This window comes from Kamptonema formosum PCC 10802 (assembly GCF_000332335.1).
In the GTDB taxonomy this organism is placed as follows: Bacteria; Cyanobacteriota; Cyanobacteriia; order Cyanobacteriales; family Oscillatoriaceae; genus Oscillatoria.
The window spans coordinates 1,381,703-1,407,940 of record NZ_KB235948.1; the positions used below are offsets into that span (position 1 = coordinate 1,381,703).

The following is a 26,238-nucleotide window of genomic DNA, read 5'->3' on the forward strand; positions in this document are numbered from 1 at the left end:
CGATTTGCGGTAAACCAATCCTACCCAGTTTAACCGGTCAGCTATCGCCACCAACCGCTGCTAGCGCCCTGCCTGCGAACTCCCATCCCGACTCGGGCGCACACCGAGCTGCTCCTGCCCGGGGTGAGGCCCATTCCGGTTGCCCCTGTCTCGTTATAGTAGAGTCTTGATTACTAATCGACACCGGCACCGAAGGCGCGAGCACATAATGAGCAAAATTAAAACCTGGAGACGGTTTGCAGTCTTTGGCCTGTTGGGGTTTGTGCTGGCTTGGGCCGTCAGCTGCACCCCAGCACCGGGCCCCGGGCAGCAGGCATCCGGACGGCAAGAAGTTCAATTCTGGACAATGCAGCTGCATCCGGAATTTACAGACTACTTCAACAGCCTGATCGCCAGCTTTGAATCAGAGAACCCAGACATCAAGGTGCGCTGGGTGGACGTGCCCTGGTCGGCAATGGAAAGCAAGATCCTGGCAGCAGTTTCCGCCAAAACCGCCCCTGACGTAGTTAACCTCAACCCCAACTTCGCCTCCCTGCTGGCAGGGCGCAATGCTTGGCTCTATCTAGATTCTAAAGTGCCCCCCACCGTCCGCGACCAGTATTTGCCAAATATTTGGAAAGCCAGCACCCTCGATGGCAAAAGCTTTGGAATCCCCTGGTATCTCACCACTCGCATCACCATTTATAACACCCAAATCCTCCAGCAAGCTGGCATCACCTCCCCACCGGCAACTTACGCTCAATTGGCTGAGGCCGCCAAGCAAATTAAACAAAAAACCGGCAAATATGCCTTTTTTGTAACCTTTGTCCCCGAAGATTCCGCCGAAGTGCTGGAATCCTTGGTGCAAATGGGCGTACAGCTGGTAGACTCCCAAGGCAAGGCGGCGTTTAACACCCCCGAAGGCAAGGCGGCGTTTCAATACTGGGCAGACCTCTACAAAAATGGCCTGCTTCCCAAGGAAGCCCTCACCCAAGGGCACCGGCGCGCCATTGAACTCTACCAAGCCGGTGAGATCGCCTTCCTCAATTCTGGCCCGCAATTCTTCAAGACCATTGCCCAAAACGCACCGGCTGTCGCCCAAGTTTCCGCCGCCGCCCCAGAAATCACCGGCCCGACCGGCAAGAAAAATGTGGCCGTGATGAACCTCTCTATCCCCCAGAGCACTGACCAGCCAGACGCCGCCCTCAAATTTGCCCTGTTTGTCACTAACGACAAAAACCAGCTGGCCTTTGCCAAAGCCGCCAATGTCCTCCCCTCTACCAAAGAAGCCCTCAAAGACAGCTTTTTCACGGCACCGGCACAGCCGACGCCGGTGGACAAGGCCCGTGTCGTCAGTGCCAGCCAGCTGAAAGACGCAGAGGTTTTAATCCCAGCCATGAAGGATATCAACCAGCTGCAAAAAATCATTTACGACAATTTGCAAGCAGCCATGCTGGGTGAAAAAACCGTCGAGCAAGCCGTTGCCGGTGCCGCCGACACCTGGAATAAACGCTAGTTCGCCCGGGACAGGCGGGACGCCTGTCCTACGCCTCTATCTCCAGGCGTAGCACAGGCGTCTCGCCTGTGCCTTGATGGCCCATCCTAACGCAGCTTCAAGAAATGTCCAATCAAATATAGCGACCCGCACAAAACGGTTAAATTGTCAAGACTTTCGGCAGCAGCCGACAAACCGGCTTCCAGATCCGCAAAGCACCGGCAATCCGCCAACTCTGGGCAAATGCTGTTGGCGAGATCCGCCAGTTCTTCCGGCGCAGCGGAATTGGCATCGGGCACCGGCACGAGAAACAGCCGGTCTTGCGGTCGCAGCAATGCCTTAAACATGCCGGCGCGGTCCTTACTCGCCAGTATCCCCATCACCCACGTCACCGCACCGGCATCCAGAGAATCGGCATACCGGCGCAGCGCCCTAGCGGAAGCCTCATTGTGGGCACCGTCGGCCAGCAGCCGCCGGTTGCGCCAAGTCACCCATTGCAAGCGTCCTGGCCAGCGAGTTTTGGCCATGCCAGCCGCGATCGTCCCGTCAGAAATCTCCCACCCCTGCTGGCGCAAAATTTGCAGCGCCGCCATCGCTAGCGCCGAATTGCCAAGCTGGATATCTCCCTCCAGCAGCAGCGGATACTCAATCCCCCGGTACGACGCCCATCTCGTCGGGTGCTCCCCTGACAGAGACGCACTTTCCAAAACCGCTGCCGGTTCTGGCCACACCGCCGGACAGCCCAGTTCCGCAATCCGTTTTTCCACCACCGCCCGCGCTTCCGGTGGCAGCTGTCCCACCACCGCAGGGCACCCAGACTTGAGGATGCCGGCTTTCTCACCGGCAATGTCCGCTAAAGTAGGGCCGAGGACTTGCCAGTGCTCCCAGCTAATCGAAGTAATCACGCTCACCAAAGGACGATCGCACACATTTGTGGCATCCAGACGTCCCCCCAACCCCACTTCCATCACCGCCACATCCACCTGCTGTTGGGCAAAATACAGCCACGCCGCTGCAGTTATCACTTCAAACTGGGTCGGTGAGGGCTCATCGGGTGCGATAGCCTCTTGCACTTCCAGCAGCAACTGCTGCAACTGTGCCGGTGAGATCGGCTCTTCATTCAGGCAAATGCGTTCAGTCCAGTCCACAAGATGAGGCGAAATGTACCGTCCGGTGCGATAGCCGGCTTCCGCAAGCACTGCAGACAGGTAGGCGCACACAGAACCCTTGCCATTCGTCCCAGCTACATGGATAACCGGCACTGCGGAGTGCGGGTATCCCAACTTGGCCAACAGCTGCCGGCTCCGCTCCAAACCCGGACGGACGCCAAAGTGTTCAAATCTTTTGAGAATCGTGTCGCTGCTCACAATCTTAGATGTTACTCATCTCTAGCAATCAGGTCAAATCTTCTTCTCAAGCCGCAACAATACCCATTTTGGATGCAAGGATTTTGGATTTTGCCTTTTATAGCATTATTCACTTAGGTTAGGACAGGAGGAAGGACGCTGTCGCGTCCCGCTTCGCTATCGGAGGGAACGCCTGTCCTACGCCTTTTATAGCAGTATGCACTTAGGTTAGAACATTAGAGCTTCAGGGGGGGCGAGACGCCTGCCCTACGTCTATATAGCAGTAAGCATTTAGGAAACCTACATTCCGGCCTCCCTTGCTCCAGAGATCCCGAAGCTTCTATTGTTCTAACCAATATGACTGCTGCTATATTAGGACAGTAGGAAGGACGCTGTCGCGTCCCGCTTCGCTATCAGAGAGAACGCCTGTCCTACGCCTTTTATCCCTAGGCCACTGATGTTCTAAGCAATATGACTGCTGCGAGAAAAGGCAGCAGAAAAGGATTTTAACCCACACAAAATACAGCCCGCACCCTTGACTCATATTAGCGCTAGCTCATATTAGTGAGGTGCGGGCCCGCCTCACTAATATGAATGCCGCTGGCAAAGGCTATATTAGCCTGCCGGTGCTGCCGCCCCAGCAATCGCCCTCTTGGAATTGAGCTTGATTTTAGTGGGTTTCAGTGGGAATAAGTAGGTTCCAGAAACCCGGTAGGGGCGCGGCGGGACGCGCCCCTACGCTCACTGAGTTTCTCCCTACCTCACTAATATGAGAAAACCTACAGCTAGAAAAACGATCTCCAGTCAGGGGGCGGTATAGTGTTCCAGGACTTGCGCAGCGACACTTAATTGTGTGGTGGGTTACGCCCTTCGCGTTCCCCACCCTACAGATACAGGCGCAAGCGTAAGTCCTGTGTGCGAGCGGGTTTATATTCTACCGCTTTCTCAGCTCAAGCGCAAGAGACAATATTTTTTTCTGAGACGAACGCTCCCTTTAAATGGCAGCTTGTCAGACATCGTGGTGCTTCTCTTCCTGCCCTAAGAGCCGTTGTGGAGTTGATTATAGCAGCAGTCATATTGGTTAAAACACGCTATGGCCCAATTGCCGGCTGCTATATCAGAGGTTAGGGGCGGGTTTATCGCTGCTGTAGCTGTGTGGCACAGGTTGTGGGTGAACCCGCCCCTACATCATGTTAAACCCCTTGTCTTAACCTAAGTGCATAGTGCTATAATATCTGAATGCCTAACCGTTCAGCCCGAAGATCGCAAGCCGCGCCCTGCCGGTGAAAACGCTACAGACGCGCGCCCCCTGCGGGACTGCCTCCGGCATACTGCTTCCCGCAGGGCAGACGCCAAGAGCGCCTAGGAAAAAAAAGAGAGCGGATTCTACAAGTTATTTAGAAGTCCTAGAATTGCATTTTTGGGGGTGAATTTACGGGAATTTTACCTTCTTTCTGCCAGCGATATTCTAGCAACAGGTAATTGACCAATTCGGTGAGGTCTTCAATTCCTGTTTCAGTCCTTTGGCGATCTAGGAATGGCAGGTTGTGCGCCTTTATCGTGCAGCGTTTTTGCTGGCATTTCTCTGTTCTTGTTCGCGGCATAACTTTGCACTCCGATGTTTAATATTTGTGAGATTTAACCTTTGACTTCACTCACCGGCTCTCGGGCAGCAATCAATAGCACAGCTTTGGGCGCGCTGGCGCTGGGCGCAATTCACCCCAAGGAGCCGGTCTGCGGGCTTGCGGCAGTTCCAGGACATGTATTATGCTTGTTTGCAAGGTAAAGGAAGTTGGGAAGTTTGATTTCGCGCCCGTCTAGGCACAATTGCACAACTCCGCCCCCCGAAACGGCATGGCGTTCGCTGCCTGACTGCGCCTTTCACCGCCTGCTATAGGCAAGCCTAAAAAAAAACCCCTTGAGGGGGCAATGAATCGGTTACAAAGTAACTACGGGTTCCAAAATTTGTAAATTTGGGTGAGCCGGTAGCGCGCCTCAAAATCTGGCTCCCGCCCCCTGCGGTCAAACCAGCTCTTTACTTTGGACAAACTAGAACCGGATAGGCGAGCCAGCTCTGAATAGCTGCACTGGTAGTGCGACAGAAAAAAGTCCAGGGTAATCAACTTCCGGTCAATTGCCTGGTTTACTTGGTCAGCAAGCGCAAACATTTCAGCTGTAGGATATTTGGGAGCCATTTTTAACATTTATATTTACTATTTGTCTGTTACCCTCCTTGGGATTTACCTTTCTTGTGATGAGAAGCAAAAGTTATTAGTTCCCTCACCGGCTTGCAGGATAAGGAATTTCCGCTGCCTGCGCCGGCGATCTGCGCCCGATCTCTGAACTCTCTGCCACCCATGCCGGCTGCCAGAAACCCGGTTTCTTTAAGAAACCGGGTTTCTCAGTCCCTCACTCAGATGAAAACCGCTCTAAGTGCTGGGCAAGGCAGACACGGCAGGCAAGGCGGACAGTCCCGCGCCAGGGTGCTGGGGAAGTGCCGGCCTCGATCTCGCCGGTGGCCCACCACAGAACACCCGGTTTCTTGTGGCTTCATTTTTTCTTTATCCATCAGCTCTTGGCGCAACCCCATACCGCCATGCCGGCGAGGCCCACCGGCTCATGCAGCTGGCAAAAGCCGGTGCCGCCCGCCAGTCTCCAAGCTCGCCGGCACCCCAGGGCGGGGACAGCCGAAAAAGTTACCCCTGTTCTGGGCCTAGGGGAAATTTTTTCTCCAAAGAACCTGCAAAAATGTCTTGACAAATTTATGATTTTATGAGATATTTCGGAAAGCCTCTCTTCGGGGTGTTGAAAGCTTGCCGTTCAGAGCAGATCGACTAAGATTTGTTTTGTATTATACACAAAAATGTTAGCTTTTCTAGATTTGGGGTTACAAAATGTAACAAATCTTTAATAAAAAGGCGCGCCGGTTGGGGGAGTGAGGGTGAGGGGTCTATTGACAAAACTTTGATGTCGCAGCCAAGATGGATGGATGATGTCGGAAGCAGTTCGCAGGGGACTTTTTTGCGGCTGTTACGGCAGCATTCACGCTACTGTCCTTAGGAAAGTGTTCAACTAACAGCACGCTGAAAAGGGATTCACTTTCGCGCTCCCCATAAAAGAGATTGTTCTCCAGGAATTTTATCCTAAATTGCCACAGGAATTTTTCTCCCAGAGCGCCGTTCAAGTAGGGTCGAGTTGATAACTTTCTTCTCTCACCGGCTTTTTCTCCTTTGGGGAAACCCCCGCAGGGGAAGGATTGATAATACCAACGTTCTGGGATTACTGGACAGCTTCGACCTCGCGTTCCTCTGGGAGCTATCTTAGTAAACCCGCTCCCTATTTTCCCGATTTCTGAGATGAGTGGGCTGACTCTGTACCAACCCAAAGCGCGAGAGGTTCGCCAAATGTCGAGTACGAGCTAAATTGGGTTGGACACCATTGAGGGCATGCGTTCCCTCCGACTGCCCATATACCTTGCAGGACAGGCATCTTGCCTGTCCCAATGTCCTAAACTGACTGTCCCTTGCTATATAGCGGTTCTCGGCGAGATGAAGTGCGCCCCAGAAACCGGGTTTCTCAGCACCTCACTCATCTCAGAAACGCTATAACTCTTAACAAACAGGCTTTTTTCAGAAAAGTTTCGCTACCCCGGTTAGCTCAGTCTGCCTAAAGAAAGCTGGTCAATGATTTGGAGGCTTGCAGCTATGTTCTTTTCTCTCCCCGGTTTAAGCCTTAACCCTTTTTACGATCGCTCCTCTGTGAGTGGCAGCTATAAAAATTTTTTAATAGTAGAAGACAATCCTGATGAGCGCCAGCTACTAGAAGCTTTATTTAGCATTAGCAACTTAGACATGTCTCTGGTATTTGCAGAAAACGGAGAGGAAGCCGTAAACTACCTGAGCCGTCTCAATCCCTACGAAGACCCGCTATCTCTTCCGGCGCTGATTTTGACTGATCTGCGAATGCCTTTAATGGACGGTCTAAGTTTGCTGGCCTGGATAAGGCAGCAGCCAGAACTGAAGGGCATCCCCGTGATTGTGATGAGCAGCACTGGCGATATTACAGAAAGAGTGCGCGCCGAAAAATTGGGGATCAGCTATTACTTTGTCAAGCCGGTGGATTTGAATCAGCTGATATTTCTAGTTAAAGCAATGTTGGTGCACTTGCGAGAAGAGCAATAGGTTGAAGCCTTCGCTAAAGGGATGGGGCGCTCCCCCATCCCTCACGGTGCCGCCTAGCCGGCAACTCGGCTTCCCTCACCCTTCAGGCGGATTTACTGCCACGTCCATCTGGGCTTTTGTTTGTTCTTCGGCGATTTCAGCTCTTGCCTCTGCCACCAGATCCTCAAAAACCTCGCCGGCTTCTGCAAAAACCCCTTTGCTCTTTTCATAGAGGGCAATGCCGCCTTTGATCGCCGCCTTAGCTATCGGTTTTCCGAAGCCGGCAGCAACGGGAAGCAGGACAACCGCACCGATGCCGGCGGCAATGCCCACTGGGCCAAACTCTTCAAAGAAATTCCCGATTTTCAGTGCCATGACAGATTTTCCTCCCGCATTCCTGCAGACTGTAATTTCAGGATAGATCGCGCAACCGTAACAGCCAACTTCACAGCGCTGTTGAAGCGCTCGAAACCTATCGATTCAGGATATCGCGCCGGCATCTCTCAACCCTGAGATCAAGGCGTGCGCCGGCGGTTGGCCCGCCTTCAAACCCTGCATCGTGGAGCGAACAGTTTGCCACAGGCACAGCCAAAAATTAACTTCCTCTGTGACAGCCGGCTCGGATGCCGGCGGTGAGCCGTTTTCCGCCTCTGTCTCCATACTAGCCGCACTGAGCGCCGGCTCACAAGGTGCCTGTTCTGTCTGGAGTTCGGCGTCACTGACAGGGAGTTGAAATTCGGCACGATCGCAGGCTGCCGGTTCGGTTTCCATTTCCGCCTCACTGAGATCCCCCTGAGATTCGGCAGGCTCACCCGCTGCCGGTTCGGTTTCCATTTCCGCCTCACTGAGAGCTAATTGAGATTCTACCGGCTCAGGGGTTGCCTCGGGTGCCTCGGGTGCCTCGGGTGCCGGCGGTGTGGCAGTGCCCCCTGGCGCTCTTGGCGTGCTGGCTTCCTGAATGAGTGCGGCGAGATGGGAGCGCATTTCGGCATCGGAAACCGCACCGGCATCATAACTAATTGCAATCGATGCTGCCGTGGGGCTGACGCGCACTAGGGTGACACCGGCGGCTGATTCGGCCAGCTTTTGCAGGCGTCGGGCGTACTGGGGATCGGCGGCGATGCGAGGCACGTGAAACCGCACCCGCCCCCGAATGGCGTGGGCGATGCTAAAGGGAATTGCCGGTGCCTGCGATCCCGCAAAAGAATTTTGTCCGTTCAATTCCCCTACTTTCCCGATCTGTCCTTGTGGGGGTGGGGGGAGCGAGGGGGAAAAATTCTCTGAGCTGGCAATTTCCCGAACAGCCGTCGCTGCCAGGATCTGTTCCGGAATCTTGACGGGTTTTGGGGGAGCGCCAATTTGCTCGCGGGGAGCCGTTGCGGGAGTGACTCCCTCCAGTTGGCCCAACAGCTGGCGAGTGGTATTTGCCGCAACCATATAGGCCAAAAGCGCCCGCCAGCCAACCAGTCCCAGCCCTCTGGTGGCGAGCAGCCCTACAATCACCGGCAGGAACGACCGGCCCTGTTTTTTCCAGAACTCTGCGGACTTCCACGCCGCAAAGGGATCTGTGCGGTTTGCCTGTGCCTGCAGGGCGGCTGCCGGTGTTACCCCCCACCCCTCGATCTCCCCCAACAGTTCCGGCAGCGGCAGCGCCCTAGTATCGAAGGTAACAGTCAAACTGCCCGTTCCCTGATTTTTGCTGATTTCACACACACCTTCGCGCTGCCGCAGCTGTGTTGCTATAGCATCCAGTGCCGGTGCGCAATCCGAGCCTGCCGCCCGCAGCCGCACGCGCCCCGGGCTCGCATGGGCGACAGAGATGCCCCCCTCTTGGCGTTGTGCTGTCCCATCAGCCATTCCCTTTCTCCAATCCAATCCTGTACTGTCAACCTTTCTTCACATTGCAGGCATTTATAGATGCTGCTATTTTATAATATAAAGGGGATATGTTGAAGGTGTAACTAAGGCACTTCCTCCCCCCAGACTCCAATTAACATTTGGACAATATCCCAACTGTCCCGCCAGCTCCGACTGGCTTTTCTGACAGAGTAATCCCGAATACAATTGCTTCCTTGATGTTTTTATGAACTCAAGAAACAAGACGGAAGTAGGGGCGGGTTCGCCCTTGGATGTCTTTCGGTTGCAGAGGATACTGACAGACACGATACAGCAACCCCTCCCCCTGGCGCTGCGCACCCCGTGCGATGGGGAGCTCCTTCTTCTGCTCCTTCCCGAAGCGCGGGGAGGGAGTTGGCGGGTGGGGTTACCGCCCCGCACCACAGAGTTTGAATCATCCCGGTGCGACGCCGCTTCCCCGCACCCCCTCTCAAGTTCTCGCTAGTCTCGGCGTTTGATTTCCTCGCACAGGATATCTATCGCTTCAACCACCGCCAGACCCGTAGCCAGAACTGTTGCGCTTAAGAACATTATAAAGCCTGCAGTTTCAGCCTTGGCTACTAGCGACGTTCCGTAAATTAACGTAAAACTCGCCGCCCCCAGGAGTCCTAACTTAACCGTCATCAGCCTGGAAGAAGCTTTCACTTTGACTCTTTTTGACGTGAGAGTGCTGGCAATATTTAAAATCAGTCGGCCATTTTTTTGTATGTGTGGTGCCGGTCGTTCGCTTTTCATCTGAATTCGATTCCCGCGCATTTCAAAGGCTTTCTGCCATTCCGGGTGACTTTGGTCATTGATCCTCCCAAATATTTTAACTTTTGCGATCCCATCTAACTGCCACTCTAGCAGTTGATTTTCAATAATCTTAAGCAAATCTTCATAATTTATCGGGTTCCCCCTCGACCGGTTGATGACAATAATTAATTCATCCTTGGTCAGATGGGCCTTGACCGCAATGGGACGGTCGGCCAGGGCGACTTGCAGGTCTTTTTGAATTTCAAATGTGCTCACCATCCTGTCACACCCCCTGGGAATTATGGATACAAGTATGATAGCGGCAGATCAACACATTTGCTCGCCCGGTGTTCGGAAGAGAGGAAATAACGCGCCCGCCGCGTTCAGCTTCTAGAATACCCAAGGAGCGCGCCTTGAAACACAAAAAAGACTCATTCGCCAGCAGGGGCACGATCGCATCATCGCATGGCGCATGGCTGATTGTTGGCTGCCTTGCGCGCCCAGTTCCCATTTCCTCCCGCCCAGTTTGTATAAGCGTTTACTCCACTTGCGCAGGCGCGATTGTGTTCTCCCCGAATGTGACTCGCCTGAGGGCACCGGCATGACGCGCGCGGCTCCCGCCTTGGGCGCAGGGGCTCAAAGCATTTTATTCCGGTCGGGGTGGCAGGGGGGTTTGCAGATACTCCGGTTTCTTGGTATAGTGCAATTTGAGGAAGCTGTCAAAAGAATACCACGCCAGCACATACCACGGCACAATTTCCAATTGCAGCCCCTTGACCAGCAACTGCCGTATGGCCAGCGCTCCCAGCCCTACGGGTACGAGGAACCGCATATCCACCATGCCGCCGGTGGCGTGGGCGATGTGCTCGTTCAGGTCAGCAAAAGCATTCGAGACTTCCGCCGCCGCCAAAGATTCTCCGTGAGTGATGTGACCGACAATCACCCCCACATCCCACAGGGAGGCGGCGATATCATCAACAACGCCCTCCTCATTTATGTGATGGACGACGATGCTGCCGGTGTCGGGATTCGTGCGAACGTCACAAACATCAGCGCGCGCTCTCAGCGCACTGGCGATTTCTTCCATGTAGCGGTGGTTGCGGTGTGTGCCGGTCACTCTTAACCTGATCCGCCCCCGCGTCTGGCTGACAATTCGGGCGAGCATCGGTTTGCCTGCCGGCTTTAGGCTCGCTCCATTCAGGGGTATTATTTTGGCGTCATTCCTAACCATGATATCTCTCTACCTCCGATGTGAAAACTCTCGCGACAGCCGTTAAGTTTAGCGGGATGGGGAATAGCAGCCAGAGGGTTTGCCTTCCAGCTGCTATTGCCTTCCTCTCCTTATGCTGAGCCCCCGAAAACAAGGGGACGGCGTTCAGTAGAAGCGTGGGGATTGCTCCCTATGAGACATTTTCTTCCTTTAATCGGAATCTGACGCCGACACAATCTCTTGTTGCTTGCTATCAGCAATCTCCGCCTTAGCCTCGGCTACCAGATCCTCCACAACCTCGCCCAATTCCGCAAACGCCCCTTTACTCTTTTCATAAAGGGCAATGCTGCCTTTAATCGCCGCCTTGGCAACCGGTTTGCCAACCCCAGCCACGATGGGGATCACGACGGGTGCCAGGAGTAAAGCTCCCAAACCCAAGAAAATCCCTGGTGCGCCGGCTTCTTCCAAAAGAGCGCCCGGCTCTTCAAAAATGTTTGGCAGTGCCATACTACATTCTCTCCTGTTTAGTGCGAATTTGTCAAGGTTTTCAGAATTTAGCTGTTAGTAGCGCCTGTTATAGCGTTTCTCAGCTGGATGAACTTTGGCCCAGAAACCCGGTTTCTTTAAGAAACCGGGTTTCTCAGTACCTCACAAAGGATGAGCAACGCTATATTGGCTGTCAGCTAACAGCTAAGTCAGCTAACATCCAATAGTCCCTGAGGGCTTTAGCCCTGTCTCCCAACCGAAAGAGCGTGCGGAACTTGCGGCAAACGGCGGAGGGAGAAAAACTTATGCCTTCCGAGGGATGACCTATCAGCTGTTTTCCTTCAAAATTCATATTCTTTGAACTTTGAAAGGACGCTCGCCCCGCACAAGGTTCAGCCAAGCCGGCCCGTATCTTCAGGGTGCATTTGCCCTGGTGCCAGCTGCAGTTGGGCTGTTGAAACAGCCATATCCGTCTTCGCCTCAGCTACGAGATCCGCAAAAGCCTCTCCCATTTCGGCAAAAGCAACTTTGCTTTTTTCATAGAGGCGAAAGCTCCCTTTAATGGCTGCCTTGGCGAGCGGTTTGCCCACCGGCACCAGAACGGGTGCCAAGAGCACCGCTCCCACACCGGCGACAATTACCGGCAGGGCAAAATCTTCCACAACAGCTTCAAATAAATCGTCCAAACCAAACAGCATAATACATTCCCTCCCGTAAAGTACATTCGCCAGATTGTGCTAACTGGGCGTGGGGCGTGGCGCATCATCGCGTGGCGCATGGCTCATGGCGCATGGCGCATGGGGCATGGGGAGCAAGGAAGCAAACCCTCTGATTTCTCCGTCCCAGGTTTTATAGCAGTAGCCACTTAGGTTCAGACAGTGGGACAGGCGAGACGCCTGTCCTACGCCTTATATAGCAGATGAGGCTCATGTTCTAAACTGACTGTCTATTGCTATACTTGGGAACGAGAGAAATCCTTGCATCCCAAATCCTTGCATCCCAAATTCCCCAGCGCCCAGCGCCCGCCTTAGCTGTGCGGGGCGCTCGAGTTGAGAAGCGGGCGCAAACCGTTCACACCGGCAATCACGCTAGAGCCGTTGTTAATCACCGTTGCCGCCAGGGGGTTGAGCCCCACGGTGCCGGCGAGCACCAGACCGGTGAGGTTGGGAACCGCAACAATCGCGGTATTCTGGTGAATTAGCCCCATCGATTGGCGGGCGAGAGCGATCGCTTCCACAAGCCCTTGCAGATCGTTTCTCATCAGCACCACATCAGCCGTCTCGCGGGCGATATCCGAACCGTTGCCAAACGAGACAGACAGGTCGGCATAAGCCAAAGCGGCTGAGTCATTAATCCCGTCGCCAATAAACGCAACTGTCCGCCCGCTTTCGTGGAGTTCGCGCACAACAGTTGCCTTGGTTTCGGGAAATGCTTCCGCGTGAATGCAAGCGTCTGGAATCCCCAGCTTAGCTGCTGCAGATTTCGCGCGCTTCCAGTTGTCGCCGGTGAGGATGTGAACTTCCATGCCCTGATGCTGCAAAGTCTCAATCACTTCTTTGCTTTCTGGGCGCAGCGGGTCGGTGTACTGAACGACGCCGCGCAATTCGCCGTCGCTGGCGACGTAGATCAGCGAGCCGGTTTGCAGGTCCGGATGCTCTTCATACAGGCACTGCAGGCACACGCCCTCTTGCTGGAGGAAGCGCTTGCTGCCCACCAAAACTATCTGCCCGTCAATTTCCGCCCGCACGCCCAAACCCACTTCATAGTTCCACTCGTCGCGAGACAGGATGGCAAGGTCTTGCTGTTCAGCATAGCGCACCAGAGCGGAGGCCAGCGGGTGAGTCAGGCGCTGTTCGGCGGAAGCCGCCAGCTGCAGCACCCGATCTGCCGGCATGCCATTCACCGTCTTGATGCAGACGACTGCAACATCGCCTTCGGTGAGGGTGCCGGTCTTGTCGAACACGAAGGTGTCAACTTTGGCGAATTGCTCCAGAGCGCGCCCGCTGCGGATGAGGATGCCGCGCCGCGCCGCCGAGGTGAGCGCCGCCAGAACCGTTGTGGGTACGGAGACGCGAATGCCGGTGGCGAAGTCCAGGGTGAGGACAGCGGCGGCTCTGGCGAAGCTGCGGGTTGCGCCAAAGACGACGCCGGCGAGCAGGATAGTGGGCACGACAGCCCGGTCTGCTATTTTCGCGGCATAGTTCTCAATGCGGGTGTCGTGAACGGGGGCTTGCTGCATCAAGCTGATGCAGGCACCGGCACGGGTGTCGCTGCCGGTGCGCTCCGCCACGATATAGATTTGACCGTCGCGCACCAGGGTGGAGGCGTACACTTCCTGTCCCGGTTCTTTGACTGCCGGCATGGACTCGCCGGTGAGTTTTTGCTCGTCGATGGTGGCTTTGCCCCGCAGGATGCGACCGTCCACGGGGATTTGCTCGCCCGGATAGACGATGACAGTATCGCCCCGCTGCACTTCGAGTATGGGAATTTCCTGTTTTTCGCCGTCGCGCTCCACCCAAACAAAGTCCGCGAGGGAGTCGAGCAAGTCCAGGGTTTGGCGGGCGGAAGAGCGGGCTGTGCGCTCGCGAATGGCGTCGCCAATTTCGATCAGGCACAGCATCAGGGAGGGGGTGAGAAACTGGCCCTGCAGTGTGGTGATAACGATCGCCGAGAAATCCAGGAAGTCAATATTGAGCCGGCGCTCGTTGCGGATTGCCTCCCAAGCGCGTTTGGCGACTGGCAAACTTGTAATGGCTATGGTTCCCGCCACCAGGGCTGCCGGCACCGGCAGTCCCAGCGGGCCCCCCAGTACGGACAGGGCGGTGGCCAGCACCGGCAGTTTCAACCCAGCCCAGGGGCTGCTTTCTTCTTCTTCTCCTTCTTCTGGTTCGGGTTCCGGCTTCGATTTGGGTGCTAATTCCACCGGCACAAAGCTGCTGGCGGCAAGCGGGATCAAACTCGCCAGATGGGAGCGCATCTTGGCGTCTGAAACCGCTCCTGCTTTATAAGCTATCGCAATTGAGGCTGCTGACCGCTTGACGCGGATATCTGTGACCCCTTCTGCTGAGGAAAAAATCGCTTCGAGCCGGCGGGCGTAGTTGGCATCGCCGATCAGCCGGGGGATGCGAAACCGCACTCGTCCGCGAACTGCGTGCGCCACGCTGTAGGGCACTTTTGCCTGCTGCGCCCAGTTCAGGTGGCCATCGCTCTGCGACCGGCCATTTTTATTCAGCTGCCCATCGCTCTCTATGTGACCATTTTTATTCAGGTGGCCATTGAGGTCAGCTAAAGTTGATTTGCCGTTTTCAACCGCAGAGGTCCCCCTGGATGTTTTCTTGGACTGCGGTGCCGGTTTTGCCATTACTTGTGCCATTGCGCTGTCATCTACCTCCCTTGCTAGGTGTTGGGTTTGGGAATCATGTAGCAGACGGGCTGCTCCTCGCAGCCCGTTGGGCGGAATGAACTATCACATATCATGCAGGAAACTTTAGTAAAGGTTAGCCATAAAGGCCAGAAAAACAGACAGCGCCGGCGGCTTGTATTGCGCCCACATGCTATTTTTCAGCGGCACCGGTGCTGCCGGTGTCTCTGCGGCGAGAGATTTTAGCCACCGGCTTCGCTCAGTTGGCTGCTGCTTTGATGGCACCGGGGGTGCCGGTTCTGGCGCTGGCAGGGGGTTTCGCCCGTTGCCAAGGGCGCTGGCGCTCGCCCCTGCGGAGGGCGGTGCTGGGGCTGCGGGTTCTGGCGCTGGCGGGGGGTTTCGCCCGTTGCCAAGGGCGCTGGCGCTCGCGGCGGGGGGTGCCGGTGGGGAGTCTGCTGCCACTTGCGCCGCCCGCTCAATCAGCTGTGCCAGACGCGAGCGCATAACGGCATCTGAAACCGCGCGGCTGCGGTAGGTCACAGTCAGGGATGCCGCCGCCTGGCTGACGCGGACATCGGTGACGCCCTCCTCTGCTTGTACCTGCTGCTGGGCGCGGCGGGCGTATGCCGCATCCCAGGCGAGTCGGGGAATGTGAAACCGCACCCTTCCGGGAACCGCATGGGCGAGCCGGTAGGGTTCCGCTCCCACTGCCGGCGCTTTCCCGCCCCCCTGCTCCCAAGGCTGTAGCAGTTCGGCGTAGGACAGGCGTCCCGCCTGTCCCTGGTCTATGACTTGACGGGTTGTGCCGGCAGCGATGAGATAGACCGGGATAGCCGGCAAGCCCACTATTCCCAGCCGCTGGGTGACGAGCACTCCCACCATTAAGGGGATGACTGAATCGAGCGGAGCTGCTGTTAGGGCGGCTGACACCGGATTCCACAGTTCTGTTTCGGGCGATATCCCGTCGCCGGCGACGGCAACGCCCTGCCGGCGCAGCGCCTCCAGCAGCGCCGGCAGTGACAGCCGGCTTTCGTCAAAGGTGACGACCAAGCTTGCCGTTTGCTGGTTGATACTGACTTCTTTAATTCCTTGTAGCTGGCGCAGCTCTTGAGCGGCGGTTGCCAGTGCCGGTTGAAACCCGTCACTCACAGCACGAAATCGCACGCGACCCCGAATCGCGTGCACAATTTGTACGCCCCCTGAAGGGCTTTGCGCAGTTAATCCAGCCATCGACTGTCTCCTATTCAGTTCTCTCGTGTGCCGGTGCGCTTTTTAGCGTTTGTGCGGCTTTCAGGACAAGGCTCTATTTGCGGGCAGGCCGGCTTGCGCCTCCTGTCCCTCAACGCCTCAACCGCATAAGGCCAGTATTCGTGCTGCGCCGTTCGGCGTAGAATCGGAACTGTTGGCAATTTGGCTCGGTGACAGACACCAGAACAGCTATGTGCGACATAAGAGTTGCCCCCTCCTTACCCCAGGACTAGAGATTAAGAGATGAAAGCGCCTCCCCATGCTGGATTACCGTTCTTGCAAGTCCGTCTTCACTCTAATCTAGGAGACTTCCTTGGCTGGCGGCTTACCCCCCCCCTCTCTCTCCGGCTTCTGGCCCTTTTTGCTTGGGACTCAGGCGGCACCGGCCTTGAGGGAAACAGCAGGTTAAGCTTTTGGTTAACACTAGATTAAGATAACACAATTTTTTGGTTAAGTGGGTGGGGCACAAAAATTTTTTTGCTGCTGTGGCCCAACCGGCTCAAATCCCCACTCGGCATAACGTTAAGCTTTATTGCGCCGTGTTGCGCAACATCACTAAAAAAATCAAAGTGTGTCGCGCTTAATCGCAAAGGCCGGCACGGGTGGTAAAACAGATCCCGGTTGGGGCCTGGGATAAGCTTGCCGCCACAATTGCCTGTGAGTCGAGTTTCGCACACCAGTGGGAACAAACACCTAAAACTCACAAAGACTTAAGGTTTTGGCACCGGCACCGGCACGGCTCGGTGGGCCGGTGGCGGCTCTGTCCCGCCCCTGCTGCCGGCGAGCCGCGCCTGCGCCAAAGGTGTTTCTAAATGTTGCGCGCTACCCTAAAAGAGCAATCATACTCACGGAGAGCGACTGGCAGCGCTTAGATGCAGGGTGCGGCTGGCAGTTGCGCCCGGGCTCTCGACACCTCAACCTCTAACTCTCACAAAACCGCCTGAGAGCAAGAGCCGGTTTTCAGGGCAGTTTTCAACGCTGTCTTTTTGCGAGAGCTGTTTTCCCATCGCAGTCTTTTGTTTTTCAAAGAGGAGAATATGGTACACTCTACTGTCCGCTATTCTGTAGAGCTGCTCAAAGAGGAAGCGCGATCCCTGATCCAAAAGGGATCGCTCAGCCGCCAGCAACCCATCTACACGCTCTGCAAGTACATCCCCGCCCGGGAGTGGATCTGTGTGGAATCCGCCCTGGCACAGTGCGACTTCTTGCTGCGCGACCGGATTGGCGACCTGATAAATGGTGAGACTTGGGAAAACGACTGATATCAAATCCGTTTGTAATATTGTTTTTAGCAAAACGCGCAAAACACTATAGAGTAAAGATTGGGTTCGGTAATAGCAGCCCCAATCTAAGACATCTTCAAACGGAAGTGATCGGAGGGAACCCTAGTGGACCATCCATATGCCAACAGTCCTGTCAGCACTGCCGCTGACTAAAGTCTGGCCATCGGGGCTGATAGCGACGGAATAAACCGCATCGGAATGACCGGCAAGGGTGGTGCACTCGACGCCGGTGTCCAGATTCCAAATCTTAATGGTCTTGTCCGCACTGCAGCTGGCAGCGAACCGGCCATCTGGGCTGATGGCCACAGAATAAACCGGCCCGGAATGGCCGGCAAGGGTGCTTCTCAGCTGGCCGGTGGCTGCGTGCCAGACCTTAATGGTTTTGTCGGCACTGCCGCTGACGAGGAACCGGCCATCTGGGCTGATGGCCACAGAATAAACCGGCCCGGAATGGCCGGAGAGGGTGCTTCTCAGCTGCTCGCTCTGCGGGTGCCAAATCTTAATCGTGCCGTCGCCAGAGCCGCTGGCCAGGGTCTGGCCGTCGGGGCTGAAGGCCAGGGAGTACACCCACTCTTTATGGCCAAACAGAGTGCGCAGCGAATCGCCGGTGTGCGGGTTCCAAATTTTGATTTTGTGAGAGGCGCTGGCCAGAAGCTGGCCGTCGGGGCTGAGGGCGAGGGCGTGAATGGACTTTTTGTGCCCGAAAAGGGTGCGCAGCAGCTCGCCGGTGCGCAAATTCCAAATATAGATACAGCTTCTCAGTTCGGTTTTGTCGCTGCAGGCGAGAAACTCGCCGTCTGGGCTCATAGTGAGGGCAATCACCTGGCCGGCATGCTCCGCCAGCACCCGCACCGGCGCTCCTTGCCGCAGTCCCGCCCGACTCAGCGGCCACACCCCGATGGTATTTTCCTCACCCCCAGCGGCGAGGAACTGCCCGTCCGGGCTGATGGCCACGCTGACGGGGCGTCCGGAAACGCCGGTCAGCCGGTGGGCGAGGGAAACATTCTCCAGTTTGGGCTCGCGGCTGAGCTTCCAGATGGCACCAATCAGCTGGCTGACTCGGGCGACGCTCTCCCGATCTCCCAAAGCGGCGAAACAGTCCTTTAGCTGCAGCAGGTATTCCCGATCTTGTGCCGCCAGCACCGGCTCGCTCCCGGCGAGAGCGATTGCGCCCTCAGGCTGTTGCAGCCGGCGCAATTCCAGCCAGGACGATAGCGAGTCATCCAGCAGCTGCCTAGCCCAAGATTTATCCGGCAGTTCCGCCAGGCTGACGGCCAGTTTTAGCGCCATTTCCGGCACCCAGTACGGGCGCTCCCTCGCCATGACCTTCAAAACGGTTTGATAGCTAGAAACCGCCGCTCCCATCACCCCGTGCAGCAGGTGCCGGTCAGGTGTTTCTGCGAGCAAATCGGGCAGCAACTGGGGCAGTCGGGGGGCGCTGTCACCGTGCGCTAGATGGTGGGCGTCCGCCATCCAGCCGGCTACCAGACAGTGGGAAGCGACCAGCAGCTTCCCCAGGGCTTCAAAATCTTTGCTGTCGAGCTGGTAGGGGAAAGTCAGGTGCGCGGTGTCAATGCCGGCCCCCTGCAATTCCTCTTCTTCTTCCAGAAGTTTCAGGTTGTGGTAAAGTTTGCCGCCCACTTTATCGAGATAGGCTTCGTTTTTCCCCAATGCTAGCAGTTTATCTCTCGTTTCTTTCCATTTTCTAGCGCGATCTCTGGCGGAGTCGCAAACCAATTGCCGGTAAGGCAGCTTCAGTATTGTATCGTAGAAATAGTCCGGCTGGCCCAAGCCCCAGTAGGCGATGCGAAAATTCAAAGTGCCGCCATCAATCTCCGATTCCAGAACCAGACACGGCTCCGATTTGAGCATGCCAAACAGGGCTTTTATACTGGTTTCGCTGTGAAAGCGCTTGCTATCCCAAGCCCCGCCTAAAAATTCTGTGGGGCTAATTTGGCTGTGCAGGGGGTAGTGCTGGTTGAGAAATTCCCGCAATCCTTGCGCCAAGCGGAGTTCAATTTCTGGAATTCCCGGCACCAGCTCCTCGGCTTGCTGGTATTGCACTTTGGGGGGGGCGAGAAATATGCGCAGCGGAATCGGGCCTTCGCCGGTGTGGGATTTCAGTATTTGTGCGGGAAATAGCCGCAGCGGCCAGGAATCGAAAATTTGTTGAACTTCCGGTAATTTCAGTGCGGTTTCCCGCTGGTAGGCGGCGAGCTGCAATTGTGTCTCGCGGCTTTGGGTGACGAGCTGCTGCTGTAAGGCTTTCTCTTGCCGGAAGCGCCACTCGTCGCCATCGAGAGTGTTGGGCTGGAGAGCCGAGTTCAGGCTCTGGATTAATGCGGGAATTTCTTTAGCGTATTGCAGCCCCAGTGCGGCCACAGTTTCAGGAAACTTGGCATCTTTTTTTTCTGGCTCCCTCTGGGAACCGTTTCCCAGATACGACCGCATCAGCTCCGTCTGCCGCTGTTTCCGATCTAGCTCAATCTCTAGGCTGCTGAGGGGATGGCCATTCCTGACGTACAGGAGGGTGTTAAAAAGAGGGACTGCATACTCGATCGCTAACTTAAACCATTGCTCCATAACTGCCGAATGCTATTAGTGAATTCCACTTTCAGTTTCGCTCTTTTACTTTAAGGTTTCGTTAAAGCGGTGACTCTGCTAGATGGACAAAAACAGGGGGCCACACTGCCGGGACTCTCAGAAACCGGCGTTCTTTTGGCAATTCCTCCAAAACCTCGGTTGTGCGGAGAAAAACCCGGTTTCCCCACCTATCGCTTCGGAAAGGGCGAGCTGTTGCTCTTTCCCGCCAAGTCTCTCTGGGCTATTCTGGGGGAAAAGCTTTCCCCGTTCCATCCCTGTGCGCTGCCGGCAGCACCGGCGTCACACGCCTTCGAGTGCCCTCTCCAGTCCGGTTGAAAACCGCCCGCTTTCCGCCACTCCCGCCATTAGATGGCCAGGAAACTGGCCCTGCCGCCCTCCTGAGCCCTGGCGCAGGCGCTCCGCGCCCCTCACCCTTGTTACAATTTTTTATCAACTCTATTACCTCAGAAGTTTGTTTTATTGCAAATTTCACTCCCCTGTCTGTCAGCAGAACTCCCGTATCCCTATCACATAATACGTCTAGTTAAGCATTATTTTACAAATCTTTATTTTGCGCCAAGCCGCTGCTGGCAGGGGACTTATTGATAATTACTATTAAAACAGCTGGACAGATTTTTAAAGCTTATTGCTTCGCCAGGGCGGCCAAATCTCGCCCGCCACCGGCGCTCTGGGAAAGGTGCTGGCCCGATCCGCCGGTCTTTATCCGGGAGGGCGGGCTTTTCCAGGCGTGGGAGTGCCGGCTTTTGGGCGGCGTGCCGGCGCGCCCCGGGCGGCTGGCAGTCTAGCAATAGACAGTTAGTTTAGGACATAATAGCCCTAGGGAAGGTCTGTCCTGCGAGTTAGAGACGGAGGTACGGCGTTCGCCTGCCCGGAAAGTTTAATGTCCTAATCTAAGTGGCTGCTGCTCTATTTTCAGGGTTCGTCGCTACTTCACTCGCTCAGGTCATGGCCAGTGCCGGCGCTCAGCCACTGATTTCAGTTGAGCTTCTCCGCCCGATTGCCGCGAACCTCGGTTCTGGCGATGCCCCAGTGGGCAGGAGCCACATAGGCACTTAATATGCAAAGTAATAGCATTTTTTTGAAAGAAAAAAGCCGCAATATATTGTATTTGATCGATAAATACAGTGTAAATACCTTATATTTTTACGTCTATCTTGCAACATTATCTAATATAGCTGTATCGGCGGGGAGAGAGGGAAACCAGCCCGCCGGCCTCACCCTTGCGGCGGGCCCGCTCAATACTGCAAAGTATTCTCAATTGCTGGCGGTTGTTGAAAATTATCCTGAAAAAAGTTATGATTTTCAATAAAGAGTCTTTTTTGGAAAGATGGTTATGGCTCTCTACACAGCAGCTTCACTGAAAGCCGAACTCAATGCCAGGGGGTGGCGGTTGACACCGCAAAGGGAGACCATCTTGCACGTCTTTCAAAATTTGCCCAGGGGCAACCACTTGAGCGCAGAGGATCTGTACAATCTGCTGCTGCGCCGGGGGGAAAACATCAGCCTGTCCACTATTTACCGAACGCTGAAGCTGATGGCCAGGATGGGCTTGCTTCGGGAGCTGGAGCTGGCAGAAGGGCACAAACATTACGAGCTCAACCAGCCTTACCCGCATCACCACCACCATTTGGTCTGCATTCAGTGCAACAGGACGATTGAATTCAAAAATGATTCGATTTTAAAAAGCGGTCTGAAGCAGGCGGAGAAAGCCGGCTTGCAGATGATTGACTGCCAGCTGACGATTCACACGATCTGTCCGGAAGCGCTGCGGCTGGGATGGCCCTCAATGCTGCCCAGCAATTGGTCATGCCCCCGCGCTCACATGGAAGCCCACCCCTGGGATGAAACCGAGAGCGCTACAGATGGTGAAGCGCACTGAGCCAAACAAACTTTTCAGGCGTCCCACTCCGGATGTCTGTTCGGTTTACCGCATGAGAAATTACGGTAAACCGAAACAAGAGTGCAGTTTTAGGCACACCGGCAGCCGTCACCCCCCCCAAAATGCCTGCAGCGAGGGGATTTCACCTTGGGCTGGCCTGGGCCCCACTCGCTGTCTGTTCGGTTTACCGCATCAGAAATTACGGTAAACCGAAACAAGAGTGCAGTTTTAGGCACACCGGCAACCGTCACCCCCCCAAAATGCCTGCTGGGAGGGGATTTCACCTTGGGCTGGCTTGGGCCCCACTCGCTGTCTGTTCGGTTTACCGCATCAGAAATTACGGGAAACCGAAACAAGAGGATGATTAGATTAGATTTGGGGGCCAAAATATTCGGGGGTGAAGCTGCCGTGCAGTCCGTAGGGGACATGGTGCTTGAGGTGCAAGCGAGCCACCGGCCCTTTTTTCAAGTCGCGGGCGTCGAGAATCACGGCATCGGAGCGGTGGTGGGCGGCGTCATACATTAATAATAGCAGCCAGCCATCATCCTCAGTGATGCCGCCGGGACGGGGGACAAACACCGGCTCGCCAACAAAGCCGCGCGGCGCGGCACCCCATACCTGCCGGCTCTCGGCAGCCAAGTCTATTTTGAGAATCACTTGCAGGGGAGCGTGGCCGGTGGGTTGATTGGCGGCACAGGTATAAAGGTAGCGGTAGGGGCGTCCCACTTTTTCTGGATGCAGGCTGGGAAACTCGCAGTACCGGCTTTCCAGCACTTGCTGCCGCACTGTTTTTCCTGTCAGGTCCAGCCGGAACCGCCGCAACTGCCCGGTTGGGAGGGCGTCAAAATCTACCTGCCGGAAGTCTTTATCCGGATCGAGGGCAGGCATTGAGTCATAGCAAACGGAGTCGAGGACGATTTCATCCCCCCGCTCGAAGGCGTTGGCGTGGTGCCAGACAAAGCAAGGCTCGGTTTCCAGAATTTGGACGTCGCCGGTGCCGGTGCGGGGAATGAGGATAACTTTTGTGGGCTGATTGGGGGCTAGCCGCACGCACTCACAGGCACCGCGCCATCCTAGAAAGTAGGGCAAGGGATTGAACGAGACGGGATTTTGCAGGAAGATGCAGTAGTTGGGCGTAATCGCCATGTCGTGCAGGAAGGCGAAGCCGGGAACTGAGTGGGTATGACGCCGCAGCAGCTTGCCATCCGGGTTGAATTCGGAGATGGTGATGCTGGTGGAAAGCCCTGGCTTGTAGCAAAAGTTCACCAAGCAGGGAGCGCCGCCATCCATCTGGCAGGTGGGGTCAATCCGGGGGTGGGCGGAGAAGGCGTCGCCGTTTTCCAAGACGCCGTTGAGGCAGTCTTGGCCTAGGGTTTCTAGGGTGTGGGCGTCGAGCCGGTAGGGTGCGGCGGCTTCCCACAGGGCCAGGAGTTTGCCGCCCCAGTAAATAATGTTGGTGTTGGCGACGTTTTTGATTTTCAGGTCGAAGGCATTGGCCAGCCAGCCGCCCGGTTTTTGCGTGCCAAAGGCACCGCGATAGAGAATTTTGCCGGCTTTCTGTTCTTCTAGGAAGCCTTCTGTGCGGACGAAGCGGTTGCGGAAGTGGGCGCGACCGGCATTGAAGGCCACTGAGCAGATGGTGCCGTCGCCATCAATGGGGTGGTGGAGGGATTGGCCATTGATATCGAGCAAGCCCGGGCCGTTGCGGAAGAGGGTGCCGTGCAGTTCGGGGGGGATTTGACCTTCTATGCCGTCAATCCAGTATTGATTTTCGTTGGGTTGGGATTCGTAGCCGCGCAGCCAGTCGTTGCGGATTTGGGTTTTGGAGGCAGAGGGGGCAGCCGGGAAGGGTTTTGAAATTTTTGTGTCCTGCATGGCACTGTCTTAATCTTTTTTTAAGTTCGCGAGAGTGGCGAGCTGCGTATTATTGCGCCCGCTACAAATGTGCCATAACAAAACAGGGTGAGCAATAAGGCTCACCCTCAAATCTGAAGAAAGTTTCCGCTTACCGGCTTTCAGGTGTTCGCTTTTCGGCTAAAGCGGCTACTGGCACCATTTCTGGGAGGAAGTCTGGGGCGAGATGCTGCCCTGGGGGGGTGGGGTTGCTGGGTTCGGGTTCTAAGATGGGCAGGGATTTTGAGATGGCGGCTTGGCTTTCGCTTTGGGCGCTTTCTTCGGGCACCCAGCCGAGGAAGGCCAGGTGCAGGAGGGTGGAGAGGTTGGCAATCAGGACGAGCAGCCAGAGTTTGTCAAAGTTGGTTTCTGTGATCCCCAGCCAGTGGGTCATGGCTGCGCCTGTTTCGTGGGAGAGGAATTGTGCGAGATTGATCAGGGACATGAGTACGGCGAAAAGGGTTGCTTCGACGCCGGCGGGGCAGATTCGGGCGGCGAGGACTAAGACCGGCATGTAGGCAATTTTTCCGATGACGGTGAGGATAATGCTGTCGCCGAGGCTGAAGAAGTGGTCGTCGATGCCAAGGGCGCGGTTGGTGTGGGTGACGAGGATCAGGGTGGTCATGCCGAGGGCGGCTGAGAGGACGGTTAACCAGCCGCAGATGGTGCGGAAGGGGATGGATTTGAAGAAGTGCTGGAACAGCCAGACGCCCAGGAGGGCGGCGATGCTGGTTGCTAGGCGGACTCGACCGAGGAATTCTGGCTGGAATCCCAGTTCGTTGGTGGTGAAGAAGAAGAAGGCTGAGTCTGCTGTGGGGGTGGCGTGCCAGATGAACAGGAAGGCGGTGGGGAGGAAGATGGATTTTTGGGTGATGGCGGCTCGCAGCAGCCCGACTTGCTGTTTTACGATCTGGGTGTTGGGGCGCTCGCTGACGGGAGATTCGGCGATTAACCAGGCGGCGGCTGAGAGGATCAGGGGGAAGGTGGCGGCGATCAGGAATACGGTGTGCGTGCTGAAGTGCTCTAGCAGGGAGCCGCTGAGGTAGGCGGTTATCAGTCCGCCCAGGGCTGAGGCTGCCCAGCACAGGGATTGCAGGGAGCCGGTGTCGCTGTTTGATTCTGTGCGGGCTCGCTCGACGACGAGGGAGTCGGCAATTACGTCGCTGACGGCGATGGAGAGGGAGCTGAGGGCGATCGCTGCTGTGGCTGCTATGCCGGTGTGGACGACTGTGCCCAGGGCAACCCAGGCGGATGCGCCCAGCAGTCCTGATAGGATCAGGTAGGGACGCCGACGGTAGCCGAACAGGGGCAAGCCATCCGAGAGGAAGCCAAATAGGGGTTTGACTGTCCAGGGGAGGACGGCGATGCCGAACATGGCGGATACTTCTGCAGGGCTCAGCCCCAGCTCGTCTTTGAGGAAGAAGCTGGTGGCTAGGCGCGCGAGTCCCAAGATTCCCTGGACGAAGTAGACCAGTAAAATGGCCATTAATTCAGGGGTGGGCTCGTTGCCAAAAAACAGTTTTTGTGTTATGGAGTGTCTGACTTTCTGCCAGCCGGTGGGGGAAACAAACATTTTGTAAAGGATGTTTAAGAAGTTGCCACCTTTATATCACAAGCTTAAGAAAAGCTGCTAGGGTGCTGGACGGCTGCCGGTGCCGGGACGCGCCGGTGTTCGGACAGGTGTCGGGTTGGGAGGGCTGGGGGGTGCCCGACTGTCGGGCGCGTTCGTCTGGCTGGGGGTTGAGACTGGGGATTTTGCGGAGAACTGCTGCCGGTGGGGAAAGCCGGCATCTGGCAAAAGAGGGATTTGCCTTAGTTTTTTAATGGTTGCGTTCGCTTTGTTTAAGGCGATTTGGCAATAGCGAGAGCGGTTCTCTCTCTAAGTGTAAAGTTTAGTTTCAGTTTCTTGCTTTCCTGAGCGGTTCTGCTAAAGTAAGAACAGAAGCGAGAAAGCTTCATCCGACAGATCCAACAGCCCAGTCCAATAGAGAGTCAAAACGAGGTAAAACGAGCTGTTCAATCTAATATCTGTCTCATCGAACAACAGCAGCACCCCACTAGAGGGCTGATATTTCCCCAAATAGTCACAAGGGAGCACCGCGACTGAACTCTTGAAGTTAGTGCGACTCCAAGTTGAACGATTAAGTAGAGGAAATTACTCAGCGCATCAGGCTCGGGTGCTGCTGCTGTTTTGGGGGGAAAAGCAAGGGAGCCGGTCTAATGTAAAGTTTCGTGACAAGTGCTTGACGGGGAGTTCCCACAGGCTACACTAAGAACAGAAGCGAGAAAGCTTCTCTGACAGAACCAACAGCGAAGTCCACTAAGAAATAAAAACGAGGTAAAACGAGCTGTTAAATCTACCATCTGTCTCATCGAACAACAGCAGCACCCCACTAGAGGGCTGAGATTTCCTCCCATAGTAACGAGGGAGCACCGCGACTCAACGGTTTCCGTGAGTGCGACTCCAAGTTGAACGATAAAGTAGAGGAAATTACTCAGCGCATCAGGCTCGGGTGCTGCTGCTGTTTTGGGGGGAAAAGCAGGGGAGCCGGTGTAATGTAAAGTTTCGTGACAAGTGCTTGACGGGGAGTTCCCACCGGCTACACTAAGAACAGAAGCGAGAAAGCTTCTCTGACAGAACCAACAGCGAAGTCCACTAAGAA

26 protein-coding genes are annotated in these 26,238 nt (G+C 55.6%); 11 read left to right on the plus strand and 15 right to left on the minus strand.

What is annotated here, in order from left to right:
• The first annotated feature begins 208 nt into the window (after positions 1–208).
• Positions 209–1,495 carry an ABC transporter substrate-binding protein gene (locus tag OSC10802_RS0105905; protein WP_017715861.1) on the plus strand — a complete coding sequence of 429 codons (1,287 nt, stop codon included), beginning with the start codon at positions 209–211 and terminating at the stop codon, positions 1,493–1,495.
• A gap of 86 nt (positions 1,496–1,581) precedes the next feature.
• On the opposite strand, the gene OSC10802_RS0105910 is transcribed toward OSC10802_RS0105905, so the two are convergent.
• The 3 genes from OSC10802_RS0105910 to OSC10802_RS0105925 form a co-directional block, all read right to left on the minus strand.
• Positions 1,582–2,841 carry a bifunctional folylpolyglutamate synthase/dihydrofolate synthase gene (locus tag OSC10802_RS0105910; protein ID WP_017715862.1) on the minus strand — a complete coding sequence of 420 codons (1,260 nt, stop codon included), beginning with the start codon at positions 2,839–2,841 and terminating at the stop codon, positions 1,582–1,584.
• A 1,385-nt stretch (positions 2,842–4,226) separates the two neighbouring features.
• On the minus strand, positions 4,227–4,424 hold the full coding sequence (locus OSC10802_RS0105920) for a hypothetical protein (protein WP_017715863.1): 198 nt from the start codon (positions 4,422–4,424) through the stop codon (positions 4,227–4,229).
• A gap of 345 nt (positions 4,425–4,769) precedes the next feature.
• On the minus strand, positions 4,770–5,015 hold the full coding sequence (locus tag OSC10802_RS0105925; RefSeq protein WP_155967405.1) for a hypothetical protein: 246 nt from the start codon (positions 5,013–5,015) through the stop codon (positions 4,770–4,772).
• 222 nt (positions 5,016–5,237) lie between these two features.
• Here OSC10802_RS0105925 and OSC10802_RS0105930 point away from each other — a divergent pair, with 222 nt between their 5' ends.
• Both OSC10802_RS0105930 and OSC10802_RS38840 read left to right on the plus strand, forming a co-directional pair.
• On the plus strand, positions 5,238–5,537 hold the full coding sequence (locus tag OSC10802_RS0105930; RefSeq protein WP_155967406.1) for a hypothetical protein: 300 nt from the start codon (positions 5,238–5,240) through the stop codon (positions 5,535–5,537).
• A gap of 987 nt (positions 5,538–6,524) precedes the next feature.
• Positions 6,525–7,001 carry a response regulator gene (locus OSC10802_RS38840; protein WP_017715866.1) on the plus strand — a complete coding sequence of 159 codons (477 nt, stop codon included), beginning with the start codon at positions 6,525–6,527 and terminating at the stop codon, positions 6,999–7,001.
• Between the two features lie 75 nt (positions 7,002–7,076).
• Here OSC10802_RS38840 and OSC10802_RS0105940 read toward each other — a convergent pair whose 3' ends face one another.
• The 9 genes from OSC10802_RS0105940 to OSC10802_RS44005 form a co-directional block, all read right to left on the minus strand.
• A complete protein-coding gene (locus OSC10802_RS0105940; RefSeq protein ID WP_017715867.1) occupies positions 7,077–7,355 on the minus strand; it encodes a DUF5132 domain-containing protein in 279 nt (92 codons plus the stop codon).
• A gap of 105 nt (positions 7,356–7,460) precedes the next feature.
• Positions 7,461–8,837 carry an HMA2 domain-containing protein gene (locus OSC10802_RS0105945; RefSeq protein WP_017715868.1) on the minus strand — a complete coding sequence of 459 codons (1,377 nt, stop codon included), beginning with the start codon at positions 8,835–8,837 and terminating at the stop codon, positions 7,461–7,463.
• Between the two features lie 480 nt (positions 8,838–9,317).
• A complete protein-coding gene (locus OSC10802_RS0105950) occupies positions 9,318–9,890 on the minus strand; it encodes a hypothetical protein (RefSeq protein WP_017715869.1) in 573 nt (190 codons plus the stop codon).
• A 367-nt stretch (positions 9,891–10,257) separates the two neighbouring features.
• On the minus strand, positions 10,258–10,842 hold the full coding sequence (locus OSC10802_RS0105955; RefSeq protein ID WP_017715870.1) for an HMA2 domain-containing protein: 585 nt from the start codon (positions 10,840–10,842) through the stop codon (positions 10,258–10,260).
• 189 nt (positions 10,843–11,031) lie between these two features.
• The gene (locus OSC10802_RS0105960) at positions 11,032–11,328 is read right to left on the minus strand and encodes a DUF5132 domain-containing protein (protein ID WP_017715871.1); all 297 of its coding nucleotides are present in this window, start codon (positions 11,326–11,328) and stop codon (positions 11,032–11,034) included.
• A 172-nt stretch (positions 11,329–11,500) separates the two neighbouring features.
• On the minus strand, positions 11,501–11,659 hold the full coding sequence (locus tag OSC10802_RS48930) for a hypothetical protein (RefSeq protein ID WP_155967407.1): 159 nt from the start codon (positions 11,657–11,659) through the stop codon (positions 11,501–11,503).
• Between the two features lie 40 nt (positions 11,660–11,699).
• Complete coding sequence (locus OSC10802_RS0105970) at positions 11,700–12,005, minus strand: DUF5132 domain-containing protein (RefSeq protein WP_017715872.1); 306 nt, start codon at positions 12,003–12,005, stop codon at positions 11,700–11,702.
• Positions 12,006–12,334: 329 nt separating this feature from the next.
• Positions 12,335–14,680: a heavy metal translocating P-type ATPase gene (locus tag OSC10802_RS0105975; protein WP_044169981.1), complete on the minus strand. Its 2,346-nt coding sequence runs from the start codon at positions 14,678–14,680 to the stop codon at positions 12,335–12,337.
• 114 nt (positions 14,681–14,794) lie between these two features.
• Positions 14,795–15,898, minus strand: a complete 1,104-nt coding sequence (locus OSC10802_RS44005; RefSeq protein WP_017715874.1) for an HMA2 domain-containing protein — start codon at positions 15,896–15,898, stop codon at positions 14,795–14,797.
• Between the two features lie 620 nt (positions 15,899–16,518).
• Between OSC10802_RS44005 and OSC10802_RS48935 the strand changes: the two genes are divergently transcribed.
• Positions 16,519–16,728, plus strand: coding sequence for a hypothetical protein (locus OSC10802_RS48935; protein WP_155967408.1), 210 nt, complete (start codon positions 16,519–16,521; stop codon positions 16,726–16,728).
• 225 nt (positions 16,729–16,953) lie between these two features.
• The gene (locus tag OSC10802_RS0105990; RefSeq protein ID WP_026098211.1) at positions 16,954–17,178 is read left to right on the plus strand and encodes a DUF4327 family protein; all 225 of its coding nucleotides are present in this window, start codon (positions 16,954–16,956) and stop codon (positions 17,176–17,178) included.
• 123 nt (positions 17,179–17,301) lie between these two features.
• Here the strand turns inward: OSC10802_RS0105990 and OSC10802_RS0105995 are convergent, their stop codons facing one another.
• Positions 17,302–19,782 (minus strand): WD40 repeat domain-containing protein, encoded by a 2,481-nt coding sequence (locus tag OSC10802_RS0105995; protein WP_017715877.1) that lies wholly within the window; start codon positions 19,780–19,782, stop codon positions 17,302–17,304.
• 69 nt (positions 19,783–19,851) lie between these two features.
• Between OSC10802_RS0105995 and OSC10802_RS0106000 the strand changes: the two genes are divergently transcribed.
• The 5 genes from OSC10802_RS0106000 to OSC10802_RS38850 all read left to right on the plus strand — a co-directional run bounded on the left by OSC10802_RS0106000 (position 19,852) and on the right by OSC10802_RS38850 (position 21,682).
• A complete protein-coding gene (locus OSC10802_RS0106000) occupies positions 19,852–20,118 on the plus strand; it encodes a hypothetical protein (RefSeq protein ID WP_017715878.1) in 267 nt (88 codons plus the stop codon).
• 266 nt (positions 20,119–20,384) lie between these two features.
• A complete protein-coding gene (locus tag OSC10802_RS48940; RefSeq protein ID WP_155967409.1) occupies positions 20,385–20,588 on the plus strand; it encodes a hypothetical protein in 204 nt (67 codons plus the stop codon).
• A gap of 109 nt (positions 20,589–20,697) precedes the next feature.
• Positions 20,698–20,859 (plus strand): hypothetical protein, encoded by a 162-nt coding sequence (locus tag OSC10802_RS48945; protein WP_155967410.1) that lies wholly within the window; start codon positions 20,698–20,700, stop codon positions 20,857–20,859.
• 22 nt (positions 20,860–20,881) lie between these two features.
• Positions 20,882–21,112, plus strand: coding sequence for a hypothetical protein (locus tag OSC10802_RS0106010; RefSeq protein WP_155967411.1), 231 nt, complete (start codon positions 20,882–20,884; stop codon positions 21,110–21,112).
• Positions 21,113–21,136: 24 nt separating this feature from the next.
• Positions 21,137–21,682, plus strand: a complete 546-nt coding sequence (locus tag OSC10802_RS38850; RefSeq protein ID WP_017715881.1) for a ferric uptake regulation protein — start codon at positions 21,137–21,139, stop codon at positions 21,680–21,682.
• Positions 21,683–22,051: 369 nt separating this feature from the next.
• Here OSC10802_RS38850 and OSC10802_RS0106020 read toward each other — a convergent pair whose 3' ends face one another.
• Positions 22,052–23,557, minus strand: coding sequence for a carotenoid oxygenase family protein (locus OSC10802_RS0106020; RefSeq protein ID WP_017715882.1), 1,506 nt, complete (start codon positions 23,555–23,557; stop codon positions 22,052–22,054).
• Between the two features lie 130 nt (positions 23,558–23,687).
• Positions 23,688–25,148, minus strand: coding sequence for a folate/biopterin family MFS transporter (locus tag OSC10802_RS0106025; RefSeq protein ID WP_017715883.1), 1,461 nt, complete (start codon positions 25,146–25,148; stop codon positions 23,688–23,690).
• 62 nt (positions 25,149–25,210) lie between these two features.
• On the opposite strand from OSC10802_RS0106025, the gene OSC10802_RS48950 reads away from it, so the two are divergent.
• Positions 25,211–25,399: a hypothetical protein gene (locus OSC10802_RS48950; RefSeq protein WP_155967412.1), complete on the plus strand. Its 189-nt coding sequence runs from the start codon at positions 25,211–25,213 to the stop codon at positions 25,397–25,399.
• The last annotated feature ends 839 nt before the right edge of the window (positions 25,400–26,238 follow it).

Coding starts and splice junctions, on each gene's coding strand:
- OSC10802_RS0105905 (WP_017715861.1), top strand. CDS start 209: ATGAGCAAAATTAAAACCTGGAGACGGTTTGCAGTCTTTGGCCTGTTG.
- OSC10802_RS0105920 (WP_017715863.1), bottom strand. CDS start 4,424: ATGCCGCGAACAAGAACAGAGAAATGCCAGCAAAAACGCTGCACGATA.
- OSC10802_RS0105925 (WP_155967405.1), bottom strand. CDS start 5,015: ATGGCTCCCAAATATCCTACAGCTGAAATGTTTGCGCTTGCTGACCAA.
- OSC10802_RS0105930 (WP_155967406.1), top strand. CDS start 5,238: ATGAAAACCGCTCTAAGTGCTGGGCAAGGCAGACACGGCAGGCAAGGC.
- OSC10802_RS38840 (WP_017715866.1), top strand. CDS start 6,525: ATGTTCTTTTCTCTCCCCGGTTTAAGCCTTAACCCTTTTTACGATCGC.
- OSC10802_RS0105940 (WP_017715867.1), bottom strand. CDS start 7,355: ATGGCACTGAAAATCGGGAATTTCTTTGAAGAGTTTGGCCCAGTGGGC.
- OSC10802_RS0105945 (WP_017715868.1), bottom strand. CDS start 8,837: ATGGCTGATGGGACAGCACAACGCCAAGAGGGGGGCATCTCTGTCGCC.
- OSC10802_RS0105950 (WP_017715869.1), bottom strand. CDS start 9,890: ATGGTGAGCACATTTGAAATTCAAAAAGACCTGCAAGTCGCCCTGGCC.
- OSC10802_RS0105955 (WP_017715870.1), bottom strand. CDS start 10,842: ATGGTTAGGAATGACGCCAAAATAATACCCCTGAATGGAGCGAGCCTA.
- OSC10802_RS0105960 (WP_017715871.1), bottom strand. CDS start 11,328: ATGGCACTGCCAAACATTTTTGAAGAGCCGGGCGCTCTTTTGGAAGAA.
- OSC10802_RS48930 (WP_155967407.1), bottom strand. CDS start 11,659: ATGAATTTTGAAGGAAAACAGCTGATAGGTCATCCCTCGGAAGGCATA.
- OSC10802_RS0105970 (WP_017715872.1), bottom strand. CDS start 12,005: ATGCTGTTTGGTTTGGACGATTTATTTGAAGCTGTTGTGGAAGATTTT.
- OSC10802_RS0105975 (WP_044169981.1), bottom strand. CDS start 14,680: ATGGCACAAGTAATGGCAAAACCGGCACCGCAGTCCAAGAAAACATCC.
- OSC10802_RS44005 (WP_017715874.1), bottom strand. CDS start 15,898: ATGGCTGGATTAACTGCGCAAAGCCCTTCAGGGGGCGTACAAATTGTG.
- OSC10802_RS0105990 (WP_026098211.1), top strand. CDS start 16,954: ATGGTACACTCTACTGTCCGCTATTCTGTAGAGCTGCTCAAAGAGGAA.
- OSC10802_RS0105995 (WP_017715877.1), bottom strand. CDS start 19,782: ATGGAGCAATGGTTTAAGTTAGCGATCGAGTATGCAGTCCCTCTTTTT.
- OSC10802_RS38850 (WP_017715881.1), top strand. CDS start 21,137: ATGGCTCTCTACACAGCAGCTTCACTGAAAGCCGAACTCAATGCCAGG.
- OSC10802_RS0106020 (WP_017715882.1), bottom strand. CDS start 23,557: ATGCAGGACACAAAAATTTCAAAACCCTTCCCGGCTGCCCCCTCTGCC.
- OSC10802_RS0106025 (WP_017715883.1), bottom strand. CDS start 25,148: ATGTTTGTTTCCCCCACCGGCTGGCAGAAAGTCAGACACTCCATAACA.